Source organism: Pseudomonas sp. KU43P, from assembly GCF_033095865.1.
GTDB lineage: Bacteria > Pseudomonadota > Gammaproteobacteria > Pseudomonadales > Pseudomonadaceae > Aquipseudomonas.
The window spans coordinates 3260168-3282589 of the sequence record NZ_AP019365.1; the positions used below are offsets into that span (position 1 = coordinate 3260168).

Here is a 22422-nt window from a genome sequence, read left to right on the forward strand (position 1 = left end):
TTGGCCCCCGGAAATCGGTGCAGGGTAACAGCCTTTGGCCTTAAGATTCACCCCTGCCCCACTTTAGGCGAAGCACACCGATGAATCGAAACGACCTGCGTCGCGTAGACCTCAACTTGCTGATCGTGTTCGAAACCCTGATGCACGAGCGCAGCGTGACCCGTGCTGCCGAGAAGCTGTTCCTCGGCCAGCCGGCGATCAGTGCGGCGCTGTCGCGCCTGCGCAACCTGTTCGACGACCCGCTGTTTGTGCGCACCGGCCGCAGCATGGAACCCTCGGCCCGCGCCCACGAGATCTTCGCCCTGCTGTCCCCGGCGCTGGATTCGATTTCCACCGCCGTCAGCCGCGCTGCCGAGTTCGACCCGGCCACCAGCAACGCGGTGTTTCGCATCGGCCTGTCGGACGACGCCGAATTCGCCCTGCTGCCGCAACTGCTCAAGCGCATTCGCGCCGAAGCGCCCGGCATTGTCCTGGTGGTGCGCCGGGTCAACTACCTGCTGATGCCCACCCTGTTGGCCTCGGGCGAAATTTCGGTGGGCGTGAGCTACACCAGCGACCTGCCGGCCAACGCCAAGCGCAAGGTACTGCGCCGCAGTATGCCCAAGCTGCTGCGCGCCGACAGCGTGCCCGGCAGCATCACCCTCGACGATTTCTGCGCCCGCCCGCATGCGCTGGTGTCGTTCGCGGGCGACCTGTCCGGCTTCATCGACGAGGCACTGGAGGAGATAGGCCGCAAGCGCCATGTGGTGCTGGCGGTGCCGCAGTTCAACGGGTTGGGAAGCTTGCTGGCGGGCACCGATATCGTTGCCACGGTGCCGGATTACACAGCCGATGCACTGACGGCGGCGGGCGGGTTGCGCGCGGAGGACCTGCCGATCGAGGTGCGCAGTTTCGAGCTGCATATGGCCTGGCGGGGGGCGCAGGACAATGACCCAGCGGAGCGCTGGTTGCGGTCGCGGATACAGATGTTCTTCGGCGACCCTGACAGTTTCTAGCCGTCGTCGGGCAGGCTGTTGGAGCAAGGGCAGCAGACGGCTTGAAAAAAGGGCCGGTAAAAATCTTCACCGGCCACACCGCCAATACCCGGCGGCTACTCCTCGTACATGACCTGAGCGATCAGAACAGCGGCAATGTATAGCTCACGATCAGCCGGTTACCTGCTTTCTTTCGTCCGCTCACCCTCAGCGGTCACGTTACACAGGAACCGGGCATAGAGGCCCGCTCATGAGCGGTGCCAAACGTCGACACAGCGCCTGACGAGTGTGTCTGCCTGATCTTGAGTCACGCCACTATGCAGAGAAAGCCTTATCAAGGCATGCCGTCGAGGAGTCGCCGGGGCGCAAAACACCGAGCCATAAATGCCCTCACTTTCCAAGGCATCACGAAGACGCATAGTCTGGCTTTCACTGCCTCCTTCCAGGGCTATGATCTGTTGCGTACCGGGGCTCATGGGTATCTCTGCGTGCTGCAGGGCCTGCCGGACACGGCTGCTGATGGCGTGCAAGTGCACACGGCGATCTTCTACCTTTCTCAGTTTCCTCAAAGCGGCTTCGATCCAGGCCAATTCATGATCAAGTAATGCAGAACTGAAACACACGGGATAGGCGGCCATCATGAAGTAGTCCTTGAACCTCTTCGGACAACCGACCAGCCCTGCACGGCCCGCGAACGCCTTGGCCAAGCTGACAGTAATGAAATGGACATGCTCTTCAAGCTTGAGCGTCTGCGTTACAGTCGCCCCACCACTCCCGAAAACACCCAGTGAGTGAGACTCATCCACGACCAATACACATTGGGTTTCGGACGACACAACTGCAATATCAGCCAACTCACAAAGGCTACCGTTCGTGCTGTAGATGGCATCGACGGCGATGATCCCAGGCCCAGTGCTGCGGATCTTTTGACGAAGGCTTTCAGCATTGTTGTGCCGAAACGGAAAAACCGGAGCCCCCACAGCCCGTGCGCCGTACCAAAGTGACATGTGCGCTAGATGGTCAAGATAAACAGGTGTTCGCTCATCGGCGATCGCTTGCAACAGCCCGGTATTAGCTACCCACCCGGACTGACAGAGAATACTGTCACTCACACCGGCATAGTGGGCAAGCGCCGACTCCAAACGGCGTGTCGCACTGCGTTCATCCTGAAAAACAGGAGACATCAACACGTGAGCTGCCGTCTTGTGCAGAGCGTTAATTTGAGCCTGTTGTAATGACCGCTCATTTGAAAGGCAAAGGTAATCATTACTAGACAGTCGCAGTCCGTCAGGCGTCGGCGAGGCACCATGCAGTAGGTGTCGCCCACCCCACTCTTCCCCCATGCGACTACGCTGAAAAGATTCGATGCGAGAGGCCACAAACTGCGGCAAGGCACTGACATGGTCACCGGTGTCCATGGCCATGGTGAACCCAGAGTGGTTGGCGATAGCGACATTGGAACTCGCCAACAGCGATCAAGATACTGGCAAAAATACCAGGTATGGCATCATCGCCATTGAAAACCCTCCCATTCGCCCAGCACTTGAATCAGGCTTAGATGCAAATTGTTGGGATAACGCCGTAGCTGAAAGCCGCTTTGCCAGATTGAAGCGCGAAGATTCAATGATCTTCCGCCTCAGGTGCTCGGAAAGCCTTGCTGTAGTACCCAGACGGGTCGAAACAGCAAACATGCTTCTTGCCGGATGCAAGCATGTCGCATGCGGTGGCAATGCGTTTGGCGCGCGTCGCGGGTTGCTTGGCAGCAGTCATCCAATGTATCCAGTCTACTCGGGCGAGGGTCGTCGTCTTGCTCCACACCAGGCGAGCCTCAGGCGCAGCTGCCAATGCCTCCTGAAAATCCGCTGGAATCTCAGGTTCGGGCTCCTCCTTCACAGGAGTCAACTCCAGTACAACAGTGTCGCCAATGGCCGCATTTGCGGCTTCGAGTAACGCAGTACCGATCTGCAGCCAGTGGCTGAGCTGACCATCTGGCTCCAGGGTGGCCCGGAAAGGATGCCCGTTCACTGTGCCTTCAACAGTCGTCCTTCCTCGCCTGGGAAGCGTTGCACTTGCATCTTTTGGCAGAACGACGAACGCCCATGCCGAACCGTTTCCAGGTTTCGCCGGACGGAGAAGCTTGGCTTCGAATCGGCTTGTCACATTGTTTGCTGACATTGCTTGACCTCGCGACTAAGTACTCAGTGCCCGTTTCAATACCTCGAAGATTTTGCCGTCTTCCGATTGGGCAACGTTGAAACGCAGAAAGTCCCCTGCAGTCATGGACTGGCTGAAGGCATTTCCTGGCGCCAGTACGACACCTTCCTTCAGGCAGGTTCTGGCCAGCGTAGCTGCATCCTTGCCCTGTGGGAGCTGGCACCAGAGGTACATGCCTGCCTGGGGAATCATCCAGGGCTTGATACCAATGGCCTGAAGCCTCGCTACCGCTCTGTCCATCGACTCGGCCAACCTGAGGCGAACACTCTCCATGTGCTTGCGATACCCGCTATCAGTAATCGCTTGATGGATGATGTCCGCAGCCAAACGCCCGGCCCCGAATGTGGTGGCAATCTTGAGGTCTAGCAGGCTTTCGATCCATTCACGGCGGGCGGCGATGTAGCCGCATCGGATTGAAGCGGAGATGGTTTTGGAGAAGCTGCCTATCTGGATGACACGAGAGAGGCCATCGAAGGCAGACAGCCGTGGCGCGGGCGTATTCTCGAAATCCGCGAAGATGTCGTCCTCTACGATGATGAGGCTGGAGGTGTCGGCCAGCTTCAGCAGCCTGTGCGCAGTGACCGGGGACAGCGTGGCCCCGGTCGGGTTGTGGATACCGGAATTGGTCATGTACAACCTGGGGGAATGCTTTAGCAGAGCAGCGGCGAACCTATCGATGTCCGGGCCCGTCGCCGTGTAGGGTACGCCTACAACATTCACCCTGTGCGCTTTCAGGATTGCGTGAAAATTGAAATAGCAGGGGTCGTCAACCAGGACGGTATCTCCCGGTTCCAGCAGAAAACGGCAAATCAGGTCGATGGCGTGAGTGCCGGAGTCAGTGAGCATGATCTGCTCCAGAGGCGCTTGGGTGCCGATGCCAGCCAGCCGTCGCGACAGGAATTGCCTGAGCGGCAGATGCCCAAGTGGTGAAGCGTATTCAGCCAGTTTCACGGCGTCTGAACGGGCAGCGCTGCGAAGCGCCTTACGCATGCCGGCTTCGTACAGCCAGGATGGAGGTAGCCACCCGCACCCTGGTTTCAATGCATCGCTGGCGGTTTCGAGAGACTGGCGTGAAATCCACAGCGGGTCGACTTCTCGATCGAGCCTAGGGCCCATTTCGGTCAGTACCAATGGCGCCACTGGCCCAGCTACGTAGTAGCCGGAGCCAGGCCGAGCGCTGAGTACGCCCTCTGCCATCAACCGTTCATAGGCCTCTAGGACGGTTGAAACCGACACCTGCATGGTCTGGGCCATTGCGCGGACTGAAGGTATTTTCGCACCTGGCGTGTAGGTTCGAGAGGCTATCCTGGACTGGATCTCACCCATGACGGTTCGAATCAGCGTTGCGCTCCGTTTCATCTCGCCCTCAACTGTACTGGATTCATATGCATAACAGTTCGGTTTAACTGTTCTGGATTGTACATGGCCTTGATGAGCCCGTGAGTGCTGTAATGCGCCCTGACTTGTCGAGGACTGGGCGATGGAAAGATCAACGAACGGGTGGATTAACGGTTTCATAGGCGTCGCAATCTTTGCAGGCTCGTTGCCGGCGACCCGTGTGGCAGTGGCAGACTTCGAACCTACGTTTCTGACCTGCGCCAGGGCAACGATTGCCGCTCTCCTGGGTGCGCTTTTTCTGCTCGTGCTACGCCAGCCTCGGCCTGAGCGTGCTGATGTGCCGTCATTGGCCATAACAGCGCTTGGCGTCGTTATCGGTTTTCCACTGCTGACTGCGCTGGCCCTGCAGCACATCACCTCTGCCCATTCCATTGTCTTTGTCGGGCTGCTGCCACTGTGCACCGCAGGGTTTGCCGTCTTGCGCGGCGGTGAGCGACCTCGGCCACTGTTCTGGTTGTTCTCCATGACAGGGGCCGGGATAGTCGTTGGTTATGCGTTGATGAATGGAGGAAAAGCCTCTGCGGTGGGGGACTTGCTGATGATGGCAGCGGTGGTCGTTTGTGGTTTGGGCTATGCGGAAGGGGCGCGTCTGTCGCGGACATTGGGGGGGTGGCAGGTGATCAGTTGGGCCTTGCTGGTAGCGTTACCGTTCATGCTGGTGCTGACTATCATCAACCTCCCTGCGCCCGATGCTTTTGCCAAGGTAAGCGCCCCTTCGTGGTTCAGCTTTGGCTACGTATCACTGTTCAGCATGCTGATCGGGTTTGTGTTCTGGTATCGAGGGCTGGTCCAGGGTGGGATAGCGGCAGTCGGCCAACTACAACTCTTCCAGCCATTCATGGGGCTTGGCCTGGCAGCATTGCTGCTGCACGAGCAGGTCAGCTGGATGATGCTCGTGGTGACACTGGGTGCTGTCATCTGTGTTGCCGGGGCCAAGAAATACGGCCACTAGGGTCTGTATGAAAAGTCTTGAGACGAAGGTCAGGCAAGGCGAAAACAGCCGAGGAAGCGGAGTTTACGGGTTGTACATGAGTATTCCGAGGCTGTTTTCAACGCAGCATCACCGAGTATCAAGGCTTTTCGTACAGAGCCTAGAGAAGCGTCGCAAGATACTGGGCCTACCTAGCATGGCCCTGACCACCTGACCAGGGCCATGCTAGGTAACCTTCAGCTCACCACATGCAGGTAGTGCAAGTGGCGCTCGTACTGGTCGAGGATATCCCCGATCACATCCTCGCGGCTCCACCCCATGATGTCATAGTCCTGGCCACCCTCGCGCAGGTGCACTTCGGCACGGAAATACTTGCGGGCATCGGCGCCGTCTTCGGTATCACGCATGATGAAGCTGGGGGTATTGAACGCGCGTGGCCGCACTTCGTAGAGGAAACGCCCCTCGCCAGCATGAGAAAGCTCGAGGGCCACGCGCCCGTCCTCACGCTCATTCACCGTCACTTCATAACCCTGCTTGCGCAGTTCGAGGGCGACCTCCTCGCAGGCGGGCCGAACCACTTCGGTGATGAAGCGGTTGACATGAGCGCGGCGCGGCATCATCGCGATATTACGCAATCGGCGTTGCCAACCGCCGTGCGGGTGCCGGGTATGCCGAGGGCCAGGTAATGCCTGGTTGCGCAATCCGCGGCGCGTGGCATCCAGGCTGAGGGCCTTGAACAAGCCCCAGATGGCGACCAAGAGGATGACCGCAAAAGGCAAGGCGCTGGCGATGGTCGCTGTCTGCAGCGCCTTGAGCCCATTGGCCAGTAACAATGCAATCGCGACAGCGCCGATGCTTACCGACCAGAAGATGCGTTGCCACAAGGGGGAATGGCCTTGTCCGGTCGAGGCCAGCATGTCTACCACAAGCGCCCCAGAATCCGCCGAAGTCACGAAGAAAACGACCACCATCAACACCGCGATCAGTGACACCACGCTGGAGAACGGGAAGTGTTCAAGGAATGCGAACAACGCCAGGGAACTGTCCTGGGCGACCACCGCAGCCAAGTCCTTCACGCCATCGTTGAGGATCATGTGAATCGCCGAGTCACCGAATACCGTCATCCACAGCAGGGTGAACCCTGCCGGTACGAACAGCACGCCGCAGACAAACTCGCGAATCGTTCGCCCGCGGGAAATGCGAGCGATGAACAGCCCCACGAAAGGCGACCAGGACAACCACCACCCCCAGTACAACAAGGTCCAGCCACCGATCCAGTCGGTGGGTTCATACGCATAGAGGTTGAACGTTTTGTTGACGATGTCCGAAAGATAGGCGCCGGTGTTCTGGATGTAGGTCTGCAGCAGAAACACCGTAGGCCCGAACAACAGCACGAACACCATCAGCACGACCGCCAGCCCCAGGTTGAGCTCCGACAGAATACGAATCCCCTTGTCCAGGCCGCTGGCCACCGAAAGCGTCGCCAAGGCGCAGGTGGCGGTAATGAGCACCACTTGCACCGTGGCATTTACCGGCAGGCCGAACACATGGTGAAAACCACTGTTGATCTGCAGCACGCCGTAACCCAGGGAAGTGGCGACGCCAAAGACCGTACCGAGGATGGCAAAAACGTCCACGGCATGACCGATGGGCCCGTAGATCCGCTCACCTATCAATGGATACAGCGCCGAGCGCAAGGTCAGTGGTAAACCGTTGCGGAAACTGAAGTAGGCCAGAATCAGCGCGACGATGGCATAGATCGCCCAGGCGTGGAGCCCCCAGTGGAAGAAGGTGATCTTCATCGCTTCACGGGCCGCTGCGACTGTCCCAGGGTCACCCACAGGCGGCGTGGTGAAATGCATCACCGGCTCTGCCACGCCGAAGAACATCAGCCCGATACCCATGCCTGCCGAGAAAAGCATGGCAAACCAGCTGCTCTTGGGGTAGTCGGGCTCGCTGTGGTCCGGCCCCAACTTGATGTCGCCGTAGCGGCTGACGGCCAGAAAAACCACGCTGATCAGCACCAGAGCCACTGTGAGAATGTAGAACCAGCTGGCGTTGGTGATGATCCATTGCTGAACCTGTTCGAACAACGCCTGGGCATGCTCCTGAAATGCCGTGGCATACAACACCAGAAGGAATATCAGTACTGCACTGGTGTAGAAGACAGGTGGATTGAGGGTGCTCCTCGGGTTCGGGGCTGCAGCCATAACGGCAGTTCTCCTTCGTGGGTCGATGAGCACAGGGCTCCCGGGCACGGTGACCTGCTGCAAGACTAGCAGCCAGGAAAACGCCGGTTGGCGTACGACCTCGGTCGGTTCTCCCGGCTCGGGAAATCAAGCCATACTCTTCCTTTCTCCAAAACGACTGTAAGCACGATGGCCGACTCTCCTAGCTCCGCTTCCTCTTCACGCCCTTCATTCTGGCGGGAATGGCGCCAACGCCTGGCATTCTGGGTAGGAGCGCTGCTGGTGGGACTGGTGGCACTGGCATTCGCGTGGCTGGCCGACGCCGCGTTCGCGTTGTTCAAGCGACTATTGGACTACTCGCCATGGTCCCCTGTACTCATCACGCCGATAGGCTTCGCACTCTTGGCGTATTTGGCTCAACGCTGGTTCGAGAATGCCAAGGGAAGTGGCATTCCACAGGTGATTGCCGCATTGGAGATGCCCTCCCGACGCTTGCGTGCTCGCTTGCTTTCGCTCCCGGTGGCCGCCGCCCGCATGAGCCTGACATTAGGCGCCCTGCTGGTCGGAGGCTCGGTCGGGCGGGAAGGCCCCACCGTGCACATCGGTGCGGCAGTGCTCTATACGTTCGGTCGACGTTTAGGCTTGCAAGGTCGGCGCACGATCGCAGGGCTGATCTTGGCCGGTGGTGCTGCCGGGATAGCCGCAGCCTTCAATACACCTTTGGCTGGGGTGGTGTTCGCCATCGAGGAGCTCAGCCGAACATTCGAACAACGCTTCAGTGGCCTGGTGTTGACGGCGGTGCTCATTGGCGGCGTCGTGACACTCGGGCTGATGGGGCACTACGCTTACTTTGGCGAAATCAGTGGCCGGATACCCGAAGGCTGGGGTTGGAGCGAAGTCCCGGCTTGCGGGGTACTTGGGGGCGTGCTGGGCGGCCTCTATGCCAAACTGGTACTGCCAACGGACACAGGTGTCCTCGGACGATTATGTGCGGTGCGCGCAAGGTACCCGATTCGTTTCGCAGCAACGTGTGGACTGTTGCTGGCAATGCTGGGGCTGATGTCCGGCAATCACGTATTCGGTACGGGTTATGAAGAAACCCGAGCCTTGCTCGAAGGGCAACCTGTTACGGATTCGACCTTTCTGATTTGGAAGTTTCTGGCCAATGTAGTCTCCTACCTTTCCGGAATCCCCGGCGGGCTTTTTTCTCCCTCACTCAGCATCGGGGCGGCCTTTGCGCCGCTGTTGAATCTTCTGCCAAACGCAGATCCGCAGGTTTGCGCATTACTGGGCATGGGCGCATACCTGTCCGGCGTGACACGCTCGCCCCTGACGGCTTCGGTCATTGTCCTTGAGCTGACGCACAGCCCTGATCTGGCTATTCCAATGCTGGCGACCACGGTGATAGCGGCAACGGTATCAGGCTGGATATCCCCGGTCTCCCTGTACCACGCCCTGGCCAAGCAGATCATCGAAAAAATCCACGTCGGTTCGTCCTTGAGATAGGCATACGGATAACGCCTTCCAGGCGCTGAAGAACCTGCATGTCGATTTTTGCAGGAGGACTCACAGGCGTTGGCTAGATTACAAGGGAGCCGTTTCATTTTAAGGAGGAGTGACAATGAAAACCGTGCTGCTGAAGATCAAACATGAATTCATGAAAGCGCTTCCCCCGACCATCTTTTTCTTCATCATTCTGCACATCGTTGCCTTGATTCGCGCACTCATGATCAAAGGTTCCGGGGTGGATCTGCCCGTCTCAGCGTCAGTGCTGATCGCCTCTCTGATTCTCGGGAAGTCTGTTCTGGTAGCCGACATGCTGCCCTTCATCAACCGCTTCCCTGACAAGCCGCTGCTTTGGAATGTCAGCTGGAAAACCCTGATGTATGCATTGGTCGCGCTCGTTGTGCATTACTTGGAGCGGCTCTACGACTACTGGAAAGAAACCGCTAGCCTGCTGGACGCAAATTCGTTGCTGTGGTCTTCGATGAATTGGCCGCGCTTCTGGGCCATACAAATACTGCTCATGACCTTGATCTTCATGTACTGCGTCATCGCGGAACTGGCTCGGGTCATTGGTCGTGACCGGCTGAAAGTGATGTTCATCGGTCCACTGCCGCCAAAAACGGCTGAAACTACGGAAGGCGCCTGAGGGGCAGACACAGGTTCGCGATCGACGACGGTCCCGTCCGGCCAAGCCTGAAGGGACCGTGCTGTTCAACAGCATCAATTTACTGATCTGAATGCAGCCGATCGAGGTACTTCCCTGGGTTGCCTCAACTGACGGAACGCAACGGAATCGGGCCTTGCAGCCGCGTCAGCAGCGTTTCGCAATACCAGTCGTCAAACTGGCATACGCCATTTTCGGCGATCTCGGAAAACGGCCCAGGCTCATAGGTGGGCGAGCTGACACCCGCGTGGGTGCCTTCAACCAGTTTGCGATCCTGATCATTGGTGGCGAGCCAGACCTTGGTCAGGCGGTCGAGATCGTAATCGACACCTTCCACTGCCGTTTTCGGTACCAACCACTTGGTGGTCACCAAGGTTTCACCCGGGCCGATGGGCAATACGCGGAAGCTCAGGGCATGGTCGCCGAGAAAATGGTTCCAGGTAGACGGATAGTTGAAGTACAGCAGCGCACCGATGTTCTCTTCGCCGCTCTGGTCCAGACGCCCCGCCACGGCCGGCTTGCCATCCATGGTGTAGCTGACGGCCCCGGCCGACAACGGAATACGCGTCATGCGATAGCGCCCGTCAGGGTCCATGACCAACCGGCTCGGCATCCCTGCGCGTTCGCAGCGGTCCCAATGCGCTGCCAGTTCGGGGTCGTCTTCCCCGCCAACGCCGGCAACCGAGAGGTTCTCGACAAACGAGTTCATCAGCTCAGGGTGGGTCCCGTCGCAGTGGAAGCATTCGCGGTTGTTTTCGAAGACCAGCTTCCAATTGCCCTTCTCGATCAGGTTCGACTCGAAGGCGACCTTGCAGTTTTCGAGGTAATGCGGGGCGATGAACGGGCTGACGGAGCGGCGGAAGTTCTCGAAGTCTGGCGCGGTCTGCGCGACACAGACATAGATGTAGCTATGGACGATTTCGCAGTGCACCGTCTTCAAGGCGTACTGCGACGTGTCGAAATCAGGCCCCATGTTGCCGGCGAACAGCAACTTGCCGTCGAGCTCGAACGTCCACTTGTGGTAAGGGCACACCATCTTGGCGACTTTACCCTGTGCATGCTCGCACACTTTGGCGCCGCGGTGACGACAGGCATTGTGAAACGCTCGAACCTGGCCGTCCTTGCCCTTCACCACAGCAACAGGATAGTCACCGATCTGCAAGGTGATGTATTGCCCCGGCTTTTCAATTTCGAAAGTATGGCCAGCAAACACCCAGTCCTTGTGCCAGATATGTTCAAGATCGGCACGGTATACGTCAGGGTCTATATAAAGTTCACGTGGGAGTGCATGACGTGCTTTGCGCTTGCTAATCAGTTCAACGACGGACTCTTTACCACTCATTATCAGCTCCCCTTCATCCACCTGCCGGTCAACGACAAACATGCCGTACTCTTATTGTTCAGAGCATTGCGCCGATCATCCAACAGGCTACGTGGCCGTGGGTAATAATGAGCAATGCTTGGCAACTAAGGTACGTCAGGTGCGCGCGGGCAGACCAACGACATTTTCAAGTGCAATTGGATAATGACAGGTTATGGGTTGCCCGCCATTGCGCCTTGTGGCTCACACACTCCAGCGCGAGAACTTCGACAACACCCAATCACGCACCCTGCTGCAGGCCTCGTCATAGTCCGTGCCTTCGCGGCAGGCAAGGTAATGCAGGCTGTTGCGCAAGGTCACCTGCTCGCGCACGGGGCGCACCAGCATGCCCTTCTCCACCATGGCGCTGACCAGTTGGTTCCAACCCAAGGCAACACCTTGATGGGTCAACACCATGCTGATGATCAGGTTGTAGTCATTGGCATGAAACAACGGCGGGCTGGTTGAGGGGCGATCATCGATGTCGATGTTCTGAAAGGCCAGCCAGACACTCCAGTCCACATGTTCGGAAACGCCGGACCTGCCGAAAGGGCTCAGGTCCAGTAACGAACAATCGCGCAGCCCCTCCAGCGTGGCCACCTGCGGATGTTGCTCCAGGTAACCAGGCGAGCAGACCGGATAGATGATGTCATGGCACAACGGATAGCTCTTGTAGACCGCGCCGACGTTGGAAATTTTCGAGATGATGATGTCGGGTTCGATCCCCGGCTCCATAGTGACGAAGTTCTGGGTGGTGATGAGGTTTAGTTCAATGTCGGGATTGTTGCTGCGAAATTCCGGCAGATGGTGGGACAACCAGAAGGCCGAAAACGCCGGTGAGCAGCAGATGGTCAGCACGTGTTTCTGAGAAGGGGCGCTGCGGATTCTGTCGGCCGCATGGGCAATGTTGACGAACGACATCTGGGCCGCTTCGAAGAAGATCGCGCCTGCTGCCGTCAACTCCACGGTTCTGCCCACACGCACGAACAATTGAGCCCCCAGAAACGTCTCGAGTTCGCGGATCTGACGGCTGATCGCCGCTTGAGAGACGCACAGCGCTTCGGCTGCACGGGTGAAGCTCTGGTACTTGGCAGCGGCAACGAAAGCCTTGACTGCCCTCAATGACGGCATGCGCAGCAGCAAGGTATCGGGGTCGACGTGCCGGCTCAACATGATTAGCTCCCTTACGATCATCACCAGAAGCGCCCGAGACTATCCCAGCCAGTCCTTCGGCGGCTACAGGCCTGTCGCAAAAGCACCCATACCGTCGCAGGGGCTGCTGTTCATAACCCTATGTTATCCATGAAACCCTGTAAATGTTGTTGGTGCGAAAGCCGGGATGCTTATAGATTTTTAACCAAGCCCGTTTCCAGGCTCACAACAATAAAAACAGGAATCACACCATGTGTAGATACCGCTTTTCGTACTGCCCTTCCATGCCATTGCGGCTCGTTATCCATGCTTGAGCGAGCCTGTCTTCGGTGTAAAACCCTGGAGGGAAACAATGAATAATTCAGACGAAATACTGTCCGTCAAAAACATATACAAAGTGTTTGGCGCACAACCGGACATCGCGATGAACATGGTGCACGGAGGCGCCAGCAAACACGAAGTATTCGAAAAGACCGGCCACGTGATCGGGGTGTTCGATGCGTCGCTCTCGGTCAAGCGCGGCGAGATCTTCGTGATCATGGGCTTGTCGGGCTCCGGCAAATCCACCCTGGTGCGCCTGTTCAATCGGCTGATCGAGCCTACCTCCGGCAGCATCTACCTGAACGGTCGTGAAATCACCGGCCTGTCCGACAAAGCCCTGCTCGACGTGCGTCGCAAGGAAATGGGCATGGTGTTCCAGTCGTTTGCCCTCATGCCACACATGAGTGTTCTGGAAAACACCGCGTTCGGCCTGGAAATTTCCGGGCTTGGCGAGGGCGAGCGTCACAAGCGTGCTCGCGAAGCCCTGTGCCAGGTAGGCCTTGCGGGGCACGAACACAGTTACCCGCACCAGCTTTCTGGCGGCATGCAGCAACGTGTCGGGCTGGCCCGGGCATTGGCCAACGACCCGACCATCCTGCTGATGGATGAAGCCTTCTCCGCGCTCGACCCGCTGATCCGCCATGAGATGCAGGGTGAGTTGATCCGCCTGCAGGCAGAGCAGAAGCGCACGATCATCTTCATTTCCCATGACATCGAGGAAGCGATCCGCATCGGCCATCGCATTGCGATCATGGAAGGAGGCCGGGTGGTGCAGATCGGTACCCCCCAGGAACTCATCAACCAACCCGCAAACGACTATGTGCGCACCTTCTTCAAGGGCTTCGACAGCTCGCGGGTGCTCAAGGCAGGCGACGTCGCCCGGCTCGACCCGGCAACCACCTGCCGCGCCAATGGCAGTGCGCATACATTTGCGGCAGGTGTCGACTTTGGTTACCTGCTCGGCGATCAAGGGCAACTGCTGGGTGTAGTCGATGCCAACGCTTACAGCACAAGCGATGCCAGACGCCTGCGCGACCACGAGCAGACGCCTGTCTACCTCGACACCCCTCTGCACGATGTACTCGATATCGCCGCCAGCCTGCCCTACCCCGTTCCGGTGCTCGATCAGCACGGCGCGCTCAAAGGCACGCTTTCTAAAAGCCAACTGCTGCAGACCTTGAGCCGTAATTGATCCACAGCGGCCCAGCAAGATAAACAACCAAAGCCTGACCACAGGCTCCCGTGGCAACGATTCACGAGGTGCGTAGCGATGTCCGAGTTCAGTTTTCTCGACCCCTTCCAGTCGGTCGCCATTCCCCTTGGGGACTGGGTGACCAGCACGCTCAATTTCCTGGTGCATAACTTCCGCGATGTGTTCCGCGCCATTCGCTGGCCGATCGACCAGGTGTTGAACGGTATCGAATTCTGCTTGCAGAGTATTCCGCCCAGCATTGGCATCTTGCTGTCCTCGCTGCTGGGCTGGCAGCTGGCAGGCAGGCGCATGGCGCTGTTGTGCTTCATCACGCTGACGCTGCTGGGGCTGATCGGCGTCTGGTCCGAATCCATGACCACCCTGGCGCTGGTGCTGACTTCGGTGTTCTTCTGCGCGGTCATCGGCATTCCGCTTGGCATCCTGTGTGCGCGCAGCCATCGCCTGGAGCATGTGGTGCGGCCCGTGCTGGATGCCATGCAGACGCTTCCCGCGTTCGTGTACCTGGTGCCCGTGGTCATGCTGTTCGGCATCGGCAACGTGCCTGGGGTCTTGGTCACCATCGTGTTCGCCCTGCCTCCGCTGGTGCGGCTGACCAACCTCGGTATCCGCCAGGTGCCGGAAGACAAGATCGAAGCAGCCCGCGCCTTCGGCTGCACGCCCTGGCAGATGCTGACCCGCGTACAACTCCCGCTGGCCACCCCGACCATCATGGCCGGGCTCAACCAGACGCTGATGCTGTCACTTTCGATGGTGGTGATCGCCTCGATGATTTCGGTCGGCGGCCTGGGGCAGATGGTGCTGCGGGGGATCGGCCGGCTGGACATGGGGCTTGCCACGGTTGGCGGCGTCGGCCTGGTATTGCTGGCCATCTTCCTTGACCGCCTGACCCAGGCCATGGGCGCGCGCACGGCGGCCGACCCCAGCTTGCGCTGGTATCAGACAGGGCCGGTCGGCCTGATCACTCGCCTGTGTGGCGCAGCCAGGCCCGTCGGGTCACGTCAGTCGGTCTGACAGACTCTGCACTGCACGCCTGCATCCCAAACAATGAATCACAACAAGGTAAGCGACCATGTCTGAATGCAAACTCCTGCGCGCCCTCCTGCAAGGCGTGAGTGTCGTGTCACTGTCCCTGGCGGCCCTGTGCGCCACCGCGTCATCGGACAAACCCGGAGACGGCGTGAAGGTCACGCCAATCTTTCCCTCCATTGCCGAAGAGCGCTTTCGCGGCGAGGTTGCCATGGCGGGCCTGAAAGAGCTGGGTTACCAGGTCCAGGAGCCCAAGGAAACCGAATACGGCGTGATGATGGTGGCCCTGGCCAATGGTGATGCCGACTTCACCGTGCACTTGTGGGACAAACTGCACGCCAAGTTCTACCAGCAGGCAGGGGGCGACGACGCGATGGTCAAGACGGGCGAAATCATGCCTGGGGTACTGCAGGGCTACCTGATCGACAAGAAAACCGCCGAAGCCTACAACATCAAATACATCACCGACCTGAAAAAGCCGGAGCTGGCCAAGCTGTTCGACACCGACGGCGACGGCAAGGCGGACCTTACCGGCTGCAACCCTGGCTGGGGCTGCGAGCTGATCATCGACCATCAGATCAAGGCCTATGGCCTGGACAAGACCGTGCATGTGAACCAGGGCTCCTACTTCGCCCTGATGGCGGACACCATCGCACGCTACAAGGAAGGCAAACCGATCCTCTACTTCACCTGGGTACCACAGTGGATCGCGACCGTGCTGGTCGAAGACAAGGATGTGGTCTGGCTCGAAGTGCCCAAGACCGATCTGCCCGACGGCAACAACGACGTCGACACCACTTACAAGGGCAAGAACCTGGGCTTTGCGGTAGATAAGGTCGAGGCCGTGCTCAACAAGGATTTCGCCAACAAGAACCCTGCCGCGTTGAAATTCCTCTCGATGATGCAGATCAGCACGGCAGATGAGAGCGCGCAGAACCTGAAGATGCAGCAAGGCGAGAAGAAGCCGGCCGATATTCACCGTCATGCGCAGCAATGGGTGGCTGCCCACCGCACGCAATTCGATGCTTGGCTACAGTCTGCCCGCGCGGCAGCCATTCAGGCGAAAAACTGATGTCTTCGCCCTTCTCCATCAGCGCCGATGCGCGCCGCATCGATCCCGCCGCGCGCCGCGCTGCGGCGCTCAAGGCAGATGGCTCGATTGACCACAATGACCGCAGCGAAATCGGCCCGACGGCGCTGGCGTTTGCCGAGTGGGCTCAGCTCGGGTTGCAGCCTCCTCACTTGCCGACCATGAGGGCATACCGCTTGCAGCGCCTTCAGGCGCAACTGGTGGCGCGTGACCTGGCTGGGATATTGCTGTTCGACCCACTGAACATCCGTTATGCCACCGACACCACCAACATGCAGCTGTGGACCACCCACAACCCGGCACGTGCCTGTTTTGTCGCTGCCAGCGGCCATGTGGTGCTGTGGGACTTCCATGGCTGCGACCACCTCAGCGCGCACCTGCCACTGATCAGCGAGCTGCGCAGCGGCGCCTCGTTCTTCTATTTCGAAACCGGGGATCGCACCGACGAACATGCACGCCGATTCGCAGCACAAGTGGACGATCTGCTGCGCACTCACGCCGGCAGCAACCGGCGGCTTGCAGTGGACCGTATCGAACTGGCAGGCGTGCGCGCACTGGACGCATTGGGCGTGGAGTTGTCCAGCGGCCAGGAAGTGACCGAACTCGCCCGGGTGATCAAGGGGCCCGATGAGATCAAGGCCATGCGCTGCGCCGTGGCATCTTGCGAAGCAGCGGTGGCCGAGATGCACAGCACCCTGCGTGCGGGTTTGACCGAAAACGACGTCTGGTCAGCCCTGCATGCGGGCAATATCCGCCGCGGTGGAGAGTGGATCGAAACCCGCATCCTCAGCTCCGGCCCTCGCACCAACCCGTGGTTCCAGGAGTCCGGGCCGCGCGTGCTGAGCGATGGCGACCTGTTGTCTTTCGACACGGACCTGATCGGCGTCTACGGCATCTGTGTAGACATGTCGCGCAGCTGGATCTGCGGCGGCCTGGAGCCGACGGCCGAGCAGAAGCGCCTGTATCGCATCGCTCACGCGCACATCTCGCATAACATCGCGTTGGTCAAACCCGGCGTGCGCTTCACTGACCTGACGGCCAATGCGCACCGGTTGCCAGAGGCATGCCGTGCGCAGCGCTATGGCGTGATGTTCCATGGCGTCGGCCTTTGCGACGAGTACCCCTGCATACGCTACCCGGAAGATCTGCAGTCGTATGGCTACGAAGGCGTGCTTCAGCCCGGCATGGCGCTGTGTGTCGAGGCCTACGTCGGCGAAGTGGGTGGGCGCGATGGCATCAAGCTTGAAAACCAGTTGCTGGTGACAGAAACCGGTTACGAGTTATTGACCCACTACCCGTTCGACGAAGGTTTCTTGCGTGATTAAGCGAAGTTGCTACACACGCGGCGCTTATGGATAACGATGCGTTATCCATAAGCGCCCGGAAAAGTTGCTGGACCTCATCGGCCCCGGATAATAAATTCATTCCATACTTCCCGGCACCGATCGTTCGTAACATTCATAACTTACACGCGCCTGGCGAATAACTTTCGCGAGCAGCCCAGCCTATGCGGTCATGCCAGATGAACAGCCCATCAACAAGTTTTAGTGAAACTTTTGCAGGTCGCAACCTGCAATATACGTCGTCGCAAGAAGTGAACATGCAGCCCTCGATCGTCGGCTTTCTGCTGCTGGAAAACTTTTCGCTTCCTTGTTTTACCCAGGCACTGGATGTGCTGGTTACCGCCAATGTCATCCGGCCCGGCTCGGTGCGCGTGCACACGTTCGGCCAGCAGCACGCAGACGTGATGAGCGACCTGGGTATCCCGGTCAGGGCAGACACCCCGTTGACCGATGTTCGCCTGGCCGACCTCGACCTGATGATTGTCTGCGGCGGCCTGCGCACCCCCAGGGATGTACCAGGATGGCTCAGCGGCCTGCTGCAGCAGCTCGAGCGCCTGCCAATGGCGTTGGGAGGCTTGTGGAACGGCGCCTGGTACCTCGGCAAGGCCGGATTGCTGGACGGCTACCGTTGCGCCATCCATCCGGAGCAGCGCACTGCCCTGTCCGAGCGCTCGCCCCATGCGAACGTGACCCTGGAGGCCCTGGTGGTCGATCGCAACCGCATGACGGCGGCGACACCGGTGGGCGCCTTCCAGATGATGATCAAATGGCTGGAAAAATGCGCCGGTGGCGTGCTCGCCGATGCCGTGCTGGACCTGCTGGATCACGACCAGGCCCGCTTGCGTCGGGCGGGCAGCATGCGCACCCGAACATTGACCGGGCCGCTTCGCGAGCTGATTACGCTGATGGAGTGCAACCTCGAGGAGCCCCTCGATCTGGCGCAACTTTCACGCTGCGTCGGCCTTTCACAGCGGCAGATGCAGCGGTTATTCCGGGATCAACTTTCCACCACACCACAAAAGTACTACATGGAACTGAGAATTACCGAGGCACGCCGCCTCATTCAAAACTCCAGTTCCTCGGTCGTCAATGCAGCGCTTGCGTGCGGGTTCATTTCGCCCAGCCACTTCAGCCGCTGCTACAGCAAACTGTTCGGCTATCCACCCTCTAAAGAACTGCGCTACGAACGTTAACCACCGACCCTCGACGATCAGCTTGGCACTGGCGCGTTAATACGCTGCTGTCACTCACCTTGTTGTTACCGCGAGAAACAGGATTGAAGTAATGACAAAAATAACATCCTTGCCTGCTGACGATACTACGTGCGGCTGGTATCACCTGAGTAAAGGGCGACACGTCAAACCCGCTCATCGAGGGCACAGCCAAGCCCGGTGGGTCATCGTGGGCGCCGGGTTTACCGGTTTGGCAACCGCCCGCCAACTGGCGGCGCACTTCCCCGACCAGGAGATTGTGCTCATCGAAGCCCAGGAAGTCGGCTTCGGCACGTCCGGGCGCAACGCCGGCTTCGCCATCGACCTGCCCCACGACATTGGCGCCGAGGACTACATCGGCGACATCGCCATCGCCAGGACCACCCTGCAACTCAACCTCAGTGGCCAGGCTTACCTCAAGGCACTGGTGGAACGCTTCGATATCGATTGCCAGATGAAACACTGCGGCAAGTACCAGGCAGCGGTCGAAGGCCGTGGCATCGCCGTGCTCGACGCCTATCGGCGCGGCCTCGACAAGCTGGGGCAGCCTTATCAGATGATCGAGGCCGACGCGCTGCCGGAACACATCGGCACCCGCTTCTACCGCAAGGCGCTATTCACCCCGGGCACCTCGCTGATCCAGCCATCCGCCCTGGTCAAAGGCCTGGCGGATACGCTCCCGGCCAACGTGATGCTCTACGAAAACACACCAATCACCGACATCGAGTATGCGCACAAGACTGTCCTCAAGCATGCGCACGGGTCCATCACGGCCGACAAGCTGATCCTGACCAACAACGCGTTCGGCATGAGTTTCGGCTTTCTCAAAGGGCGCATGCTGCCGGTTTTCACCTACGCAAGCCTCACGCGGCCAATGACCGAAGAGGAACAGGCGCGCCTCGGCGGCAGGCCCTACTGGGGGTTGATTCCTGCAGACCCCTTCGGCACCACCGTAAGGCGCACCCCGGACAACCGCCTGCTGATCCGCAACAGTTTCAGTTTCAACGCAGATGGCCGGAGCAACCCGAAATACCTGCAACGGTTCGTCAATCGTCACAGGACGTCGTTCGAACGCCGGTTTCCCATGCTCCCAGGCGTGCCTTTCGAATACACCTGGGGTGGCGCGTTGGCGCTTTCGCGCAACCATGAAGGCTATTTCGGCGAGCTACGCCCCAACGTCTACGGCGCCCTGGGTTGCAATGGGCTTGGCGTCACCCGCGGCACCGCGACCGGAAAGCTGATGGCCGACTGGCTGGCCGGCGAACGCTCGGCGCTCACTGATTTCGTGCTCGGTTCCGCCGGCCCCTGCGCCAACCCACCCGCAGCACTGGTGTCGCTGGGGGTCAACCTGAACTTGAAATGGGGACAGTACAGGGCCGGCCAGGAAAGCTGACCGCTCCCGTCGTCCACCTGGGAATCCAACAACAACAAAACCGCCATCGCTCACTGAGTTTTGAGGAGGCCTCGACCGCAAGGCGGCAACGCCCTGTGGATTCGCTCTGCCCAAACCCCAAAAGCAATAACAGGTACAAGAATGACAAGCCCGCCTATTTCAGTTGAAGATGTTCCGCTCAATCCGTTCCACAAGCTGCTCACCTTGCGATCGGGGGGCGGCTCCTTCGTGGATGGCTACGTCCTGAGCATTATCGGGGTAGCCCTTGCACACATTTCCTCAAGCTTGGCATTGACCAGCTTCTGGCAAGGCTTGATTGCCGCTTCGGCGCTGATCGGTATCTTTTTCGGCGGCTTCCTCGGTGGCTGGCTGACTGACCGCCTCGGGCGCAAAAGGCTCTTTTTCGTCGGCCCGATCCTGTTCGTGGTCGCATCCGTGGCCCAGTACTGGGCCGACACGGCGTTGGCCATCTTCCTGCTGCGGCTGATCATCGGCATCGCTGTGGGCATCGAGTATCCGGTTGCCACCTCGCTGCTGGTCGAGTTCATGCCCAGAAAGTACCGTGGCCCCCGCCTGGCGATGCTGACCATCCTCTGGTTTGCCGGCGCCGCCTGCGCCTACATGGTGGGCGAAGTGATCTTGCGGCTCGGCGGCGATGAGGCATGGCGATGGGTGCTGGCCAGCTCGGCGATCATCGGCCTTGGCCTGTTGCTGGTGCGCCTGGGGACGCCGGAATCACCCCGCTGGCTATTGAGCAAAGGGCGCAGCGCAGAGGCCGAGACCATCATCAAGCAGGTCTATGGCGATGATTTTTCGCTCACGAACCTGCCTGAGCAGGACACGCGATACAAGATCACGATCTGGAACCTGCTGTACGCAGGCTACGGTGCCAGGATGCTGTTCGTCGTGGTGTTCTGGACCTGCTGCATCATTCCGCTTTTCGCCGTCTACGCCTTCGCGCCGAAGGTGCTGGGCGCGATGAACATCAGCGGCGACAGCGCCTCTGTCGGCTCCGTGTTGATCACCCTGTTCTTTGTGGTTGGCTGCATCGTGGCCACCCGGATCATCAACCGTGTGGGCCGTCGAAGCATGTTGCTGTACAGCTTCCTCTTCTCTGGCCTCGCCCTGCTGTGCCTGGGCGCTTTCCACGCCAGTGCCGGCATCTGGATCCTGCTGTTCTTTGCCGTCTATGCGCTGTTCATTGGCGGCGCACAGGTCCTCACCCTGGTGTATCCCAACGAACTGTTCCCGACGGAGATTCGCGCGTTCGCGGTCGGCGTCGGCACCTCGTTTTCGCGTATCGGTGCGGCAATCGGTACCTACCTCGTGCCCATTTCACTCGACGTGCTGGGCATCGCGCAAACCATGTACGTGGCCGCTGCCATCACCTTGGTAGGGCTGCTGCTGTCCTGGATGCTGGCCCCCGAAACCCGTTCGCTCAACCTGCAGCAGGCCGCGTCCCTGGGTTGATCAAGACATGCAGCGCTGGCCCGTTCAGCGCTGCCAGACAGTGAAGCAACTGGAGCGATATCAATGAAGTTCGAAGGCATCTACACCCCGGCAATCACCCCGCTGAAGGCGGACGGCTCAATCGACAAGGCGGCCTTTGCCGAAGTGCTCGAATACCTGGTCGATTCGAAAATCCACGGCGTGATCATCGGTGGTTCCACCGGCGAGTACTACGCGCACACCCCCCAGGAGCGCATAGAGCTGGCCGCTCAGGCCAAGGACGTGCTCAACGGCCGCCTGCCGCTGATCGTCGGCACCGGAGGCATCCGCACCGAGGATGCCGTGGCCTTCGCCAAGCACGCCAAGGAAATCAAGGCCGACGCGCTGCTGGTGGGTACCCCGCCGTACGCCCTGCCGACCCAGCAGGAGATCGCCCTGCACGTGAAGGCTATCGACGCGGCCGCAGGCCTGCCGATCATGCTCTACAACTACCCGGGCCGCATGAGCGTGAGCATGGGCGAGCCATTTTTCGATGCCGTGGCCGATGTGAAAAACATCGTTGCCATCAAGGAAAGCTCCGGCGACATGGCCCAGCTGCACCGCCTGGCCGTGCAGCGCCCGAACATCCAGCTTTCCTGCGGCTGGGATGACCAGGCCCTGGAGTTCTTTGCCTGGGGCGCCAGGAGCTGGGTATGCGCCGGCTCCAACTTCATCCCGCGCGAGCACGTGGCCCTCTACGAGGCTTGCGTGATCGAGAAGGACTTCGACAAGGGCCGTCGCATCATGGCCGCCATGATGCCGCTGATGGACTTCCTCGAAGGCGGCAAGTTCGTCCAGTCGATCAAAAATGGCGTGGCCCTCAACGGCCTGAGTACCGGCGGCGTGCGCAAACCGCTGTACGACCTGGACGCTGCCGAGAAACAGGCGCTGGAGCGCGTGGTCAGCGAACTCAAACGCACCATCGCCCAGATCACCGGAGGTGCATGAA

General features: G+C 59.5%; 17 protein-coding genes and 1 pseudogene. 12 read left to right on the forward strand and 6 right to left on the reverse strand.

Translation table 11 applies throughout. The features are described 5' to 3' along the window. Positions 1-80: 80 nt before the first annotated feature. The gene (locus KU43P_RS14800) at positions 81-995 is read left to right on the forward strand and encodes a LysR family transcriptional regulator (RefSeq protein ID WP_317658116.1); all 915 of its coding nucleotides are present in this window, start codon (positions 81-83) and stop codon (positions 993-995) included. Positions 996-1222: 227 nt separating this feature from the next. Here the strand turns inward: KU43P_RS14800 and cqsA are convergent, their stop codons facing one another. The 3 genes from cqsA to KU43P_RS14815 form a co-directional block, all read right to left on the reverse strand. Beyond that, positions 1223-2398: an alpha-hydroxyketone-type quorum-sensing autoinducer synthase gene (cqsA, locus tag KU43P_RS14805; RefSeq protein ID WP_317658117.1), complete on the reverse strand. Its 1176-nt coding sequence runs from the start codon at positions 2396-2398 to the stop codon at positions 1223-1225. Between the two features lie 196 nt (positions 2399-2594). Beyond that, positions 2595-3149: a YdeI/OmpD-associated family protein gene (locus KU43P_RS14810; protein WP_317658118.1), complete on the reverse strand. Its 555-nt coding sequence runs from the start codon at positions 3147-3149 to the stop codon at positions 2595-2597. A 15-nt stretch (positions 3150-3164) separates the two neighbouring features. Beyond that, positions 3165-4547, reverse strand: a complete 1383-nt coding sequence (locus KU43P_RS14815) for a PLP-dependent aminotransferase family protein (RefSeq protein WP_317658119.1) — start codon at positions 4545-4547, stop codon at positions 3165-3167. Positions 4548-4668: 121 nt separating this feature from the next. On the opposite strand from KU43P_RS14815, the gene KU43P_RS14820 reads away from it, so the two are divergent. Beyond that, positions 4669-5538 (forward strand): DMT family transporter, encoded by an 870-nt coding sequence (locus KU43P_RS14820; protein ID WP_317658120.1) that lies wholly within the window; start codon positions 4669-4671, stop codon positions 5536-5538. Between the two features lie 215 nt (positions 5539-5753). Here the strand turns inward: KU43P_RS14820 and KU43P_RS14825 are convergent, their stop codons facing one another. Continuing rightward, positions 5754-7727 (reverse strand): BCCT family transporter, encoded by a 1974-nt coding sequence (locus KU43P_RS14825; RefSeq protein WP_317658121.1) that lies wholly within the window; start codon positions 7725-7727, stop codon positions 5754-5756. Between the two features lie 168 nt (positions 7728-7895). Here KU43P_RS14825 and KU43P_RS14830 point away from each other — a divergent pair, with 168 nt between their 5' ends. Both KU43P_RS14830 and KU43P_RS14835 read left to right on the forward strand, forming a co-directional pair. Further along, entirely contained in the window at positions 7896-9212 is a 1317-nt protein-coding gene (locus KU43P_RS14830; RefSeq protein WP_411567216.1) for a chloride channel protein, read from the forward strand. A gap of 115 nt (positions 9213-9327) precedes the next feature. Then, positions 9328-9858, forward strand: a complete 531-nt coding sequence (locus tag KU43P_RS14835) for a hypothetical protein (protein WP_317658122.1) — start codon at positions 9328-9330, stop codon at positions 9856-9858. A gap of 124 nt (positions 9859-9982) precedes the next feature. On the opposite strand, the gene KU43P_RS14840 is transcribed toward KU43P_RS14835, so the two are convergent. Together KU43P_RS14840 and KU43P_RS14845 are read right to left on the reverse strand one after the other, a co-directional pair. Beyond that, positions 9983-11218: an aromatic ring-hydroxylating dioxygenase subunit alpha gene (locus tag KU43P_RS14840; protein ID WP_317663828.1), complete on the reverse strand. Its 1236-nt coding sequence runs from the start codon at positions 11216-11218 to the stop codon at positions 9983-9985. A 222-nt stretch (positions 11219-11440) separates the two neighbouring features. After that, positions 11441-12406, reverse strand: a complete 966-nt coding sequence (locus tag KU43P_RS14845; protein ID WP_317663830.1) for a LysR family transcriptional regulator — start codon at positions 12404-12406, stop codon at positions 11441-11443. A 334-nt stretch (positions 12407-12740) separates the two neighbouring features. On the opposite strand from KU43P_RS14845, the gene KU43P_RS14850 reads away from it, so the two are divergent. The 8 genes and pseudogenes from KU43P_RS14850 to KU43P_RS14885 all read left to right on the forward strand — a co-directional run bounded on the left by KU43P_RS14850 (position 12741) and on the right by KU43P_RS14885 (position 22421). Beyond that, on the forward strand, positions 12741-13901 hold the full coding sequence (locus KU43P_RS14850; RefSeq protein WP_317658123.1) for a glycine betaine/L-proline ABC transporter ATP-binding protein: 1161 nt from the start codon (positions 12741-12743) through the stop codon (positions 13899-13901). A 54-nt stretch (positions 13902-13955) separates the two neighbouring features. Beyond that, positions 13956-14933 (forward strand): annotated as a pseudogene (proW, locus tag KU43P_RS14855) (glycine betaine/L-proline ABC transporter permease ProW); the annotation flags it as partial. Between the two features lie 58 nt (positions 14934-14991). Next, a complete protein-coding gene (gene proX, locus KU43P_RS14860; protein WP_317658124.1) occupies positions 14992-16020 on the forward strand; it encodes a glycine betaine/L-proline ABC transporter substrate-binding protein ProX in 1029 nt (342 codons plus the stop codon). Next, positions 16020-17363 (forward strand): dimethylsulfonioproprionate lyase DddP, encoded by a 1344-nt coding sequence (dddP, locus tag KU43P_RS14865; protein WP_317658125.1) that lies wholly within the window; start codon positions 16020-16022, stop codon positions 17361-17363. The genes proX and dddP overlap by 1 nt, the downstream gene beginning before the upstream one ends. A gap of 197 nt (positions 17364-17560) precedes the next feature. Beyond that, positions 17561-18574: a GlxA family transcriptional regulator gene (locus KU43P_RS14870; protein WP_317658126.1), complete on the forward strand. Its 1014-nt coding sequence runs from the start codon at positions 17561-17563 to the stop codon at positions 18572-18574. Positions 18575-18665: 91 nt separating this feature from the next. Continuing rightward, positions 18666-19985: an FAD-binding oxidoreductase gene (locus KU43P_RS14875; RefSeq protein ID WP_317658127.1), complete on the forward strand. Its 1320-nt coding sequence runs from the start codon at positions 18666-18668 to the stop codon at positions 19983-19985. A 141-nt stretch (positions 19986-20126) separates the two neighbouring features. Then, complete coding sequence (locus tag KU43P_RS14880; protein ID WP_317658128.1) at positions 20127-21455, forward strand: MFS transporter; 1329 nt, start codon at positions 20127-20129, stop codon at positions 21453-21455. Positions 21456-21518: 63 nt separating this feature from the next. After that, complete coding sequence (locus KU43P_RS14885; RefSeq protein WP_317658129.1) at positions 21519-22421, forward strand: dihydrodipicolinate synthase family protein; 903 nt, start codon at positions 21519-21521, stop codon at positions 22419-22421. Position 22422 lies beyond the last annotated feature (1 nt).

What these genes read in the sequence shown, in the direction of transcription:
- proX (WP_317658124.1), top strand. Translation starts at nt 14,992, where the DNA reads ATGTCTGAATGCAAACTCCTGCGCGCCCTCCTGCAAGGCGTGAGTGTC.
- dddP (WP_317658125.1), top strand. Translation starts at nt 16,020, where the DNA reads ATGTCTTCGCCCTTCTCCATCAGCGCCGATGCGCGCCGCATCGATCCC.
- KU43P_RS14800 (WP_317658116.1), top strand. Translation starts at nt 81, where the DNA reads ATGAATCGAAACGACCTGCGTCGCGTAGACCTCAACTTGCTGATCGTG.
- KU43P_RS14880 (WP_317658128.1), top strand. Translation starts at nt 20,127, where the DNA reads ATGACAAGCCCGCCTATTTCAGTTGAAGATGTTCCGCTCAATCCGTTC.
- KU43P_RS14825 (WP_317658121.1), bottom strand. Translation starts at nt 7,727, where the DNA reads ATGGCTGCAGCCCCGAACCCGAGGAGCACCCTCAATCCACCTGTCTTC.
- KU43P_RS14870 (WP_317658126.1), top strand. Translation starts at nt 17,561, where the DNA reads ATGAACAGCCCATCAACAAGTTTTAGTGAAACTTTTGCAGGTCGCAAC.
- KU43P_RS14815 (WP_317658119.1), bottom strand. Translation starts at nt 4,547, where the DNA reads ATGAAACGGAGCGCAACGCTGATTCGAACCGTCATGGGTGAGATCCAG.
- cqsA (WP_317658117.1), bottom strand. Translation starts at nt 2,398, where the DNA reads ATGGCCATGGACACCGGTGACCATGTCAGTGCCTTGCCGCAGTTTGTG.
- KU43P_RS14885 (WP_317658129.1), top strand. Translation starts at nt 21,519, where the DNA reads ATGAAGTTCGAAGGCATCTACACCCCGGCAATCACCCCGCTGAAGGCG.
- KU43P_RS14830 (WP_411567216.1), top strand. Translation starts at nt 7,896, where the DNA reads ATGGCCGACTCTCCTAGCTCCGCTTCCTCTTCACGCCCTTCATTCTGG.
- KU43P_RS14840 (WP_317663828.1), bottom strand. Translation starts at nt 11,218, where the DNA reads ATGAGTGGTAAAGAGTCCGTCGTTGAACTGATTAGCAAGCGCAAAGCA.
- KU43P_RS14820 (WP_317658120.1), top strand. Translation starts at nt 4,669, where the DNA reads ATGGAAAGATCAACGAACGGGTGGATTAACGGTTTCATAGGCGTCGCA.
- KU43P_RS14810 (WP_317658118.1), bottom strand. Translation starts at nt 3,149, where the DNA reads ATGTCAGCAAACAATGTGACAAGCCGATTCGAAGCCAAGCTTCTCCGT.
- KU43P_RS14875 (WP_317658127.1), top strand. Translation starts at nt 18,666, where the DNA reads ATGACAAAAATAACATCCTTGCCTGCTGACGATACTACGTGCGGCTGG.
- KU43P_RS14850 (WP_317658123.1), top strand. Translation starts at nt 12,741, where the DNA reads ATGAATAATTCAGACGAAATACTGTCCGTCAAAAACATATACAAAGTG.
- KU43P_RS14835 (WP_317658122.1), top strand. Translation starts at nt 9,328, where the DNA reads ATGAAAACCGTGCTGCTGAAGATCAAACATGAATTCATGAAAGCGCTT.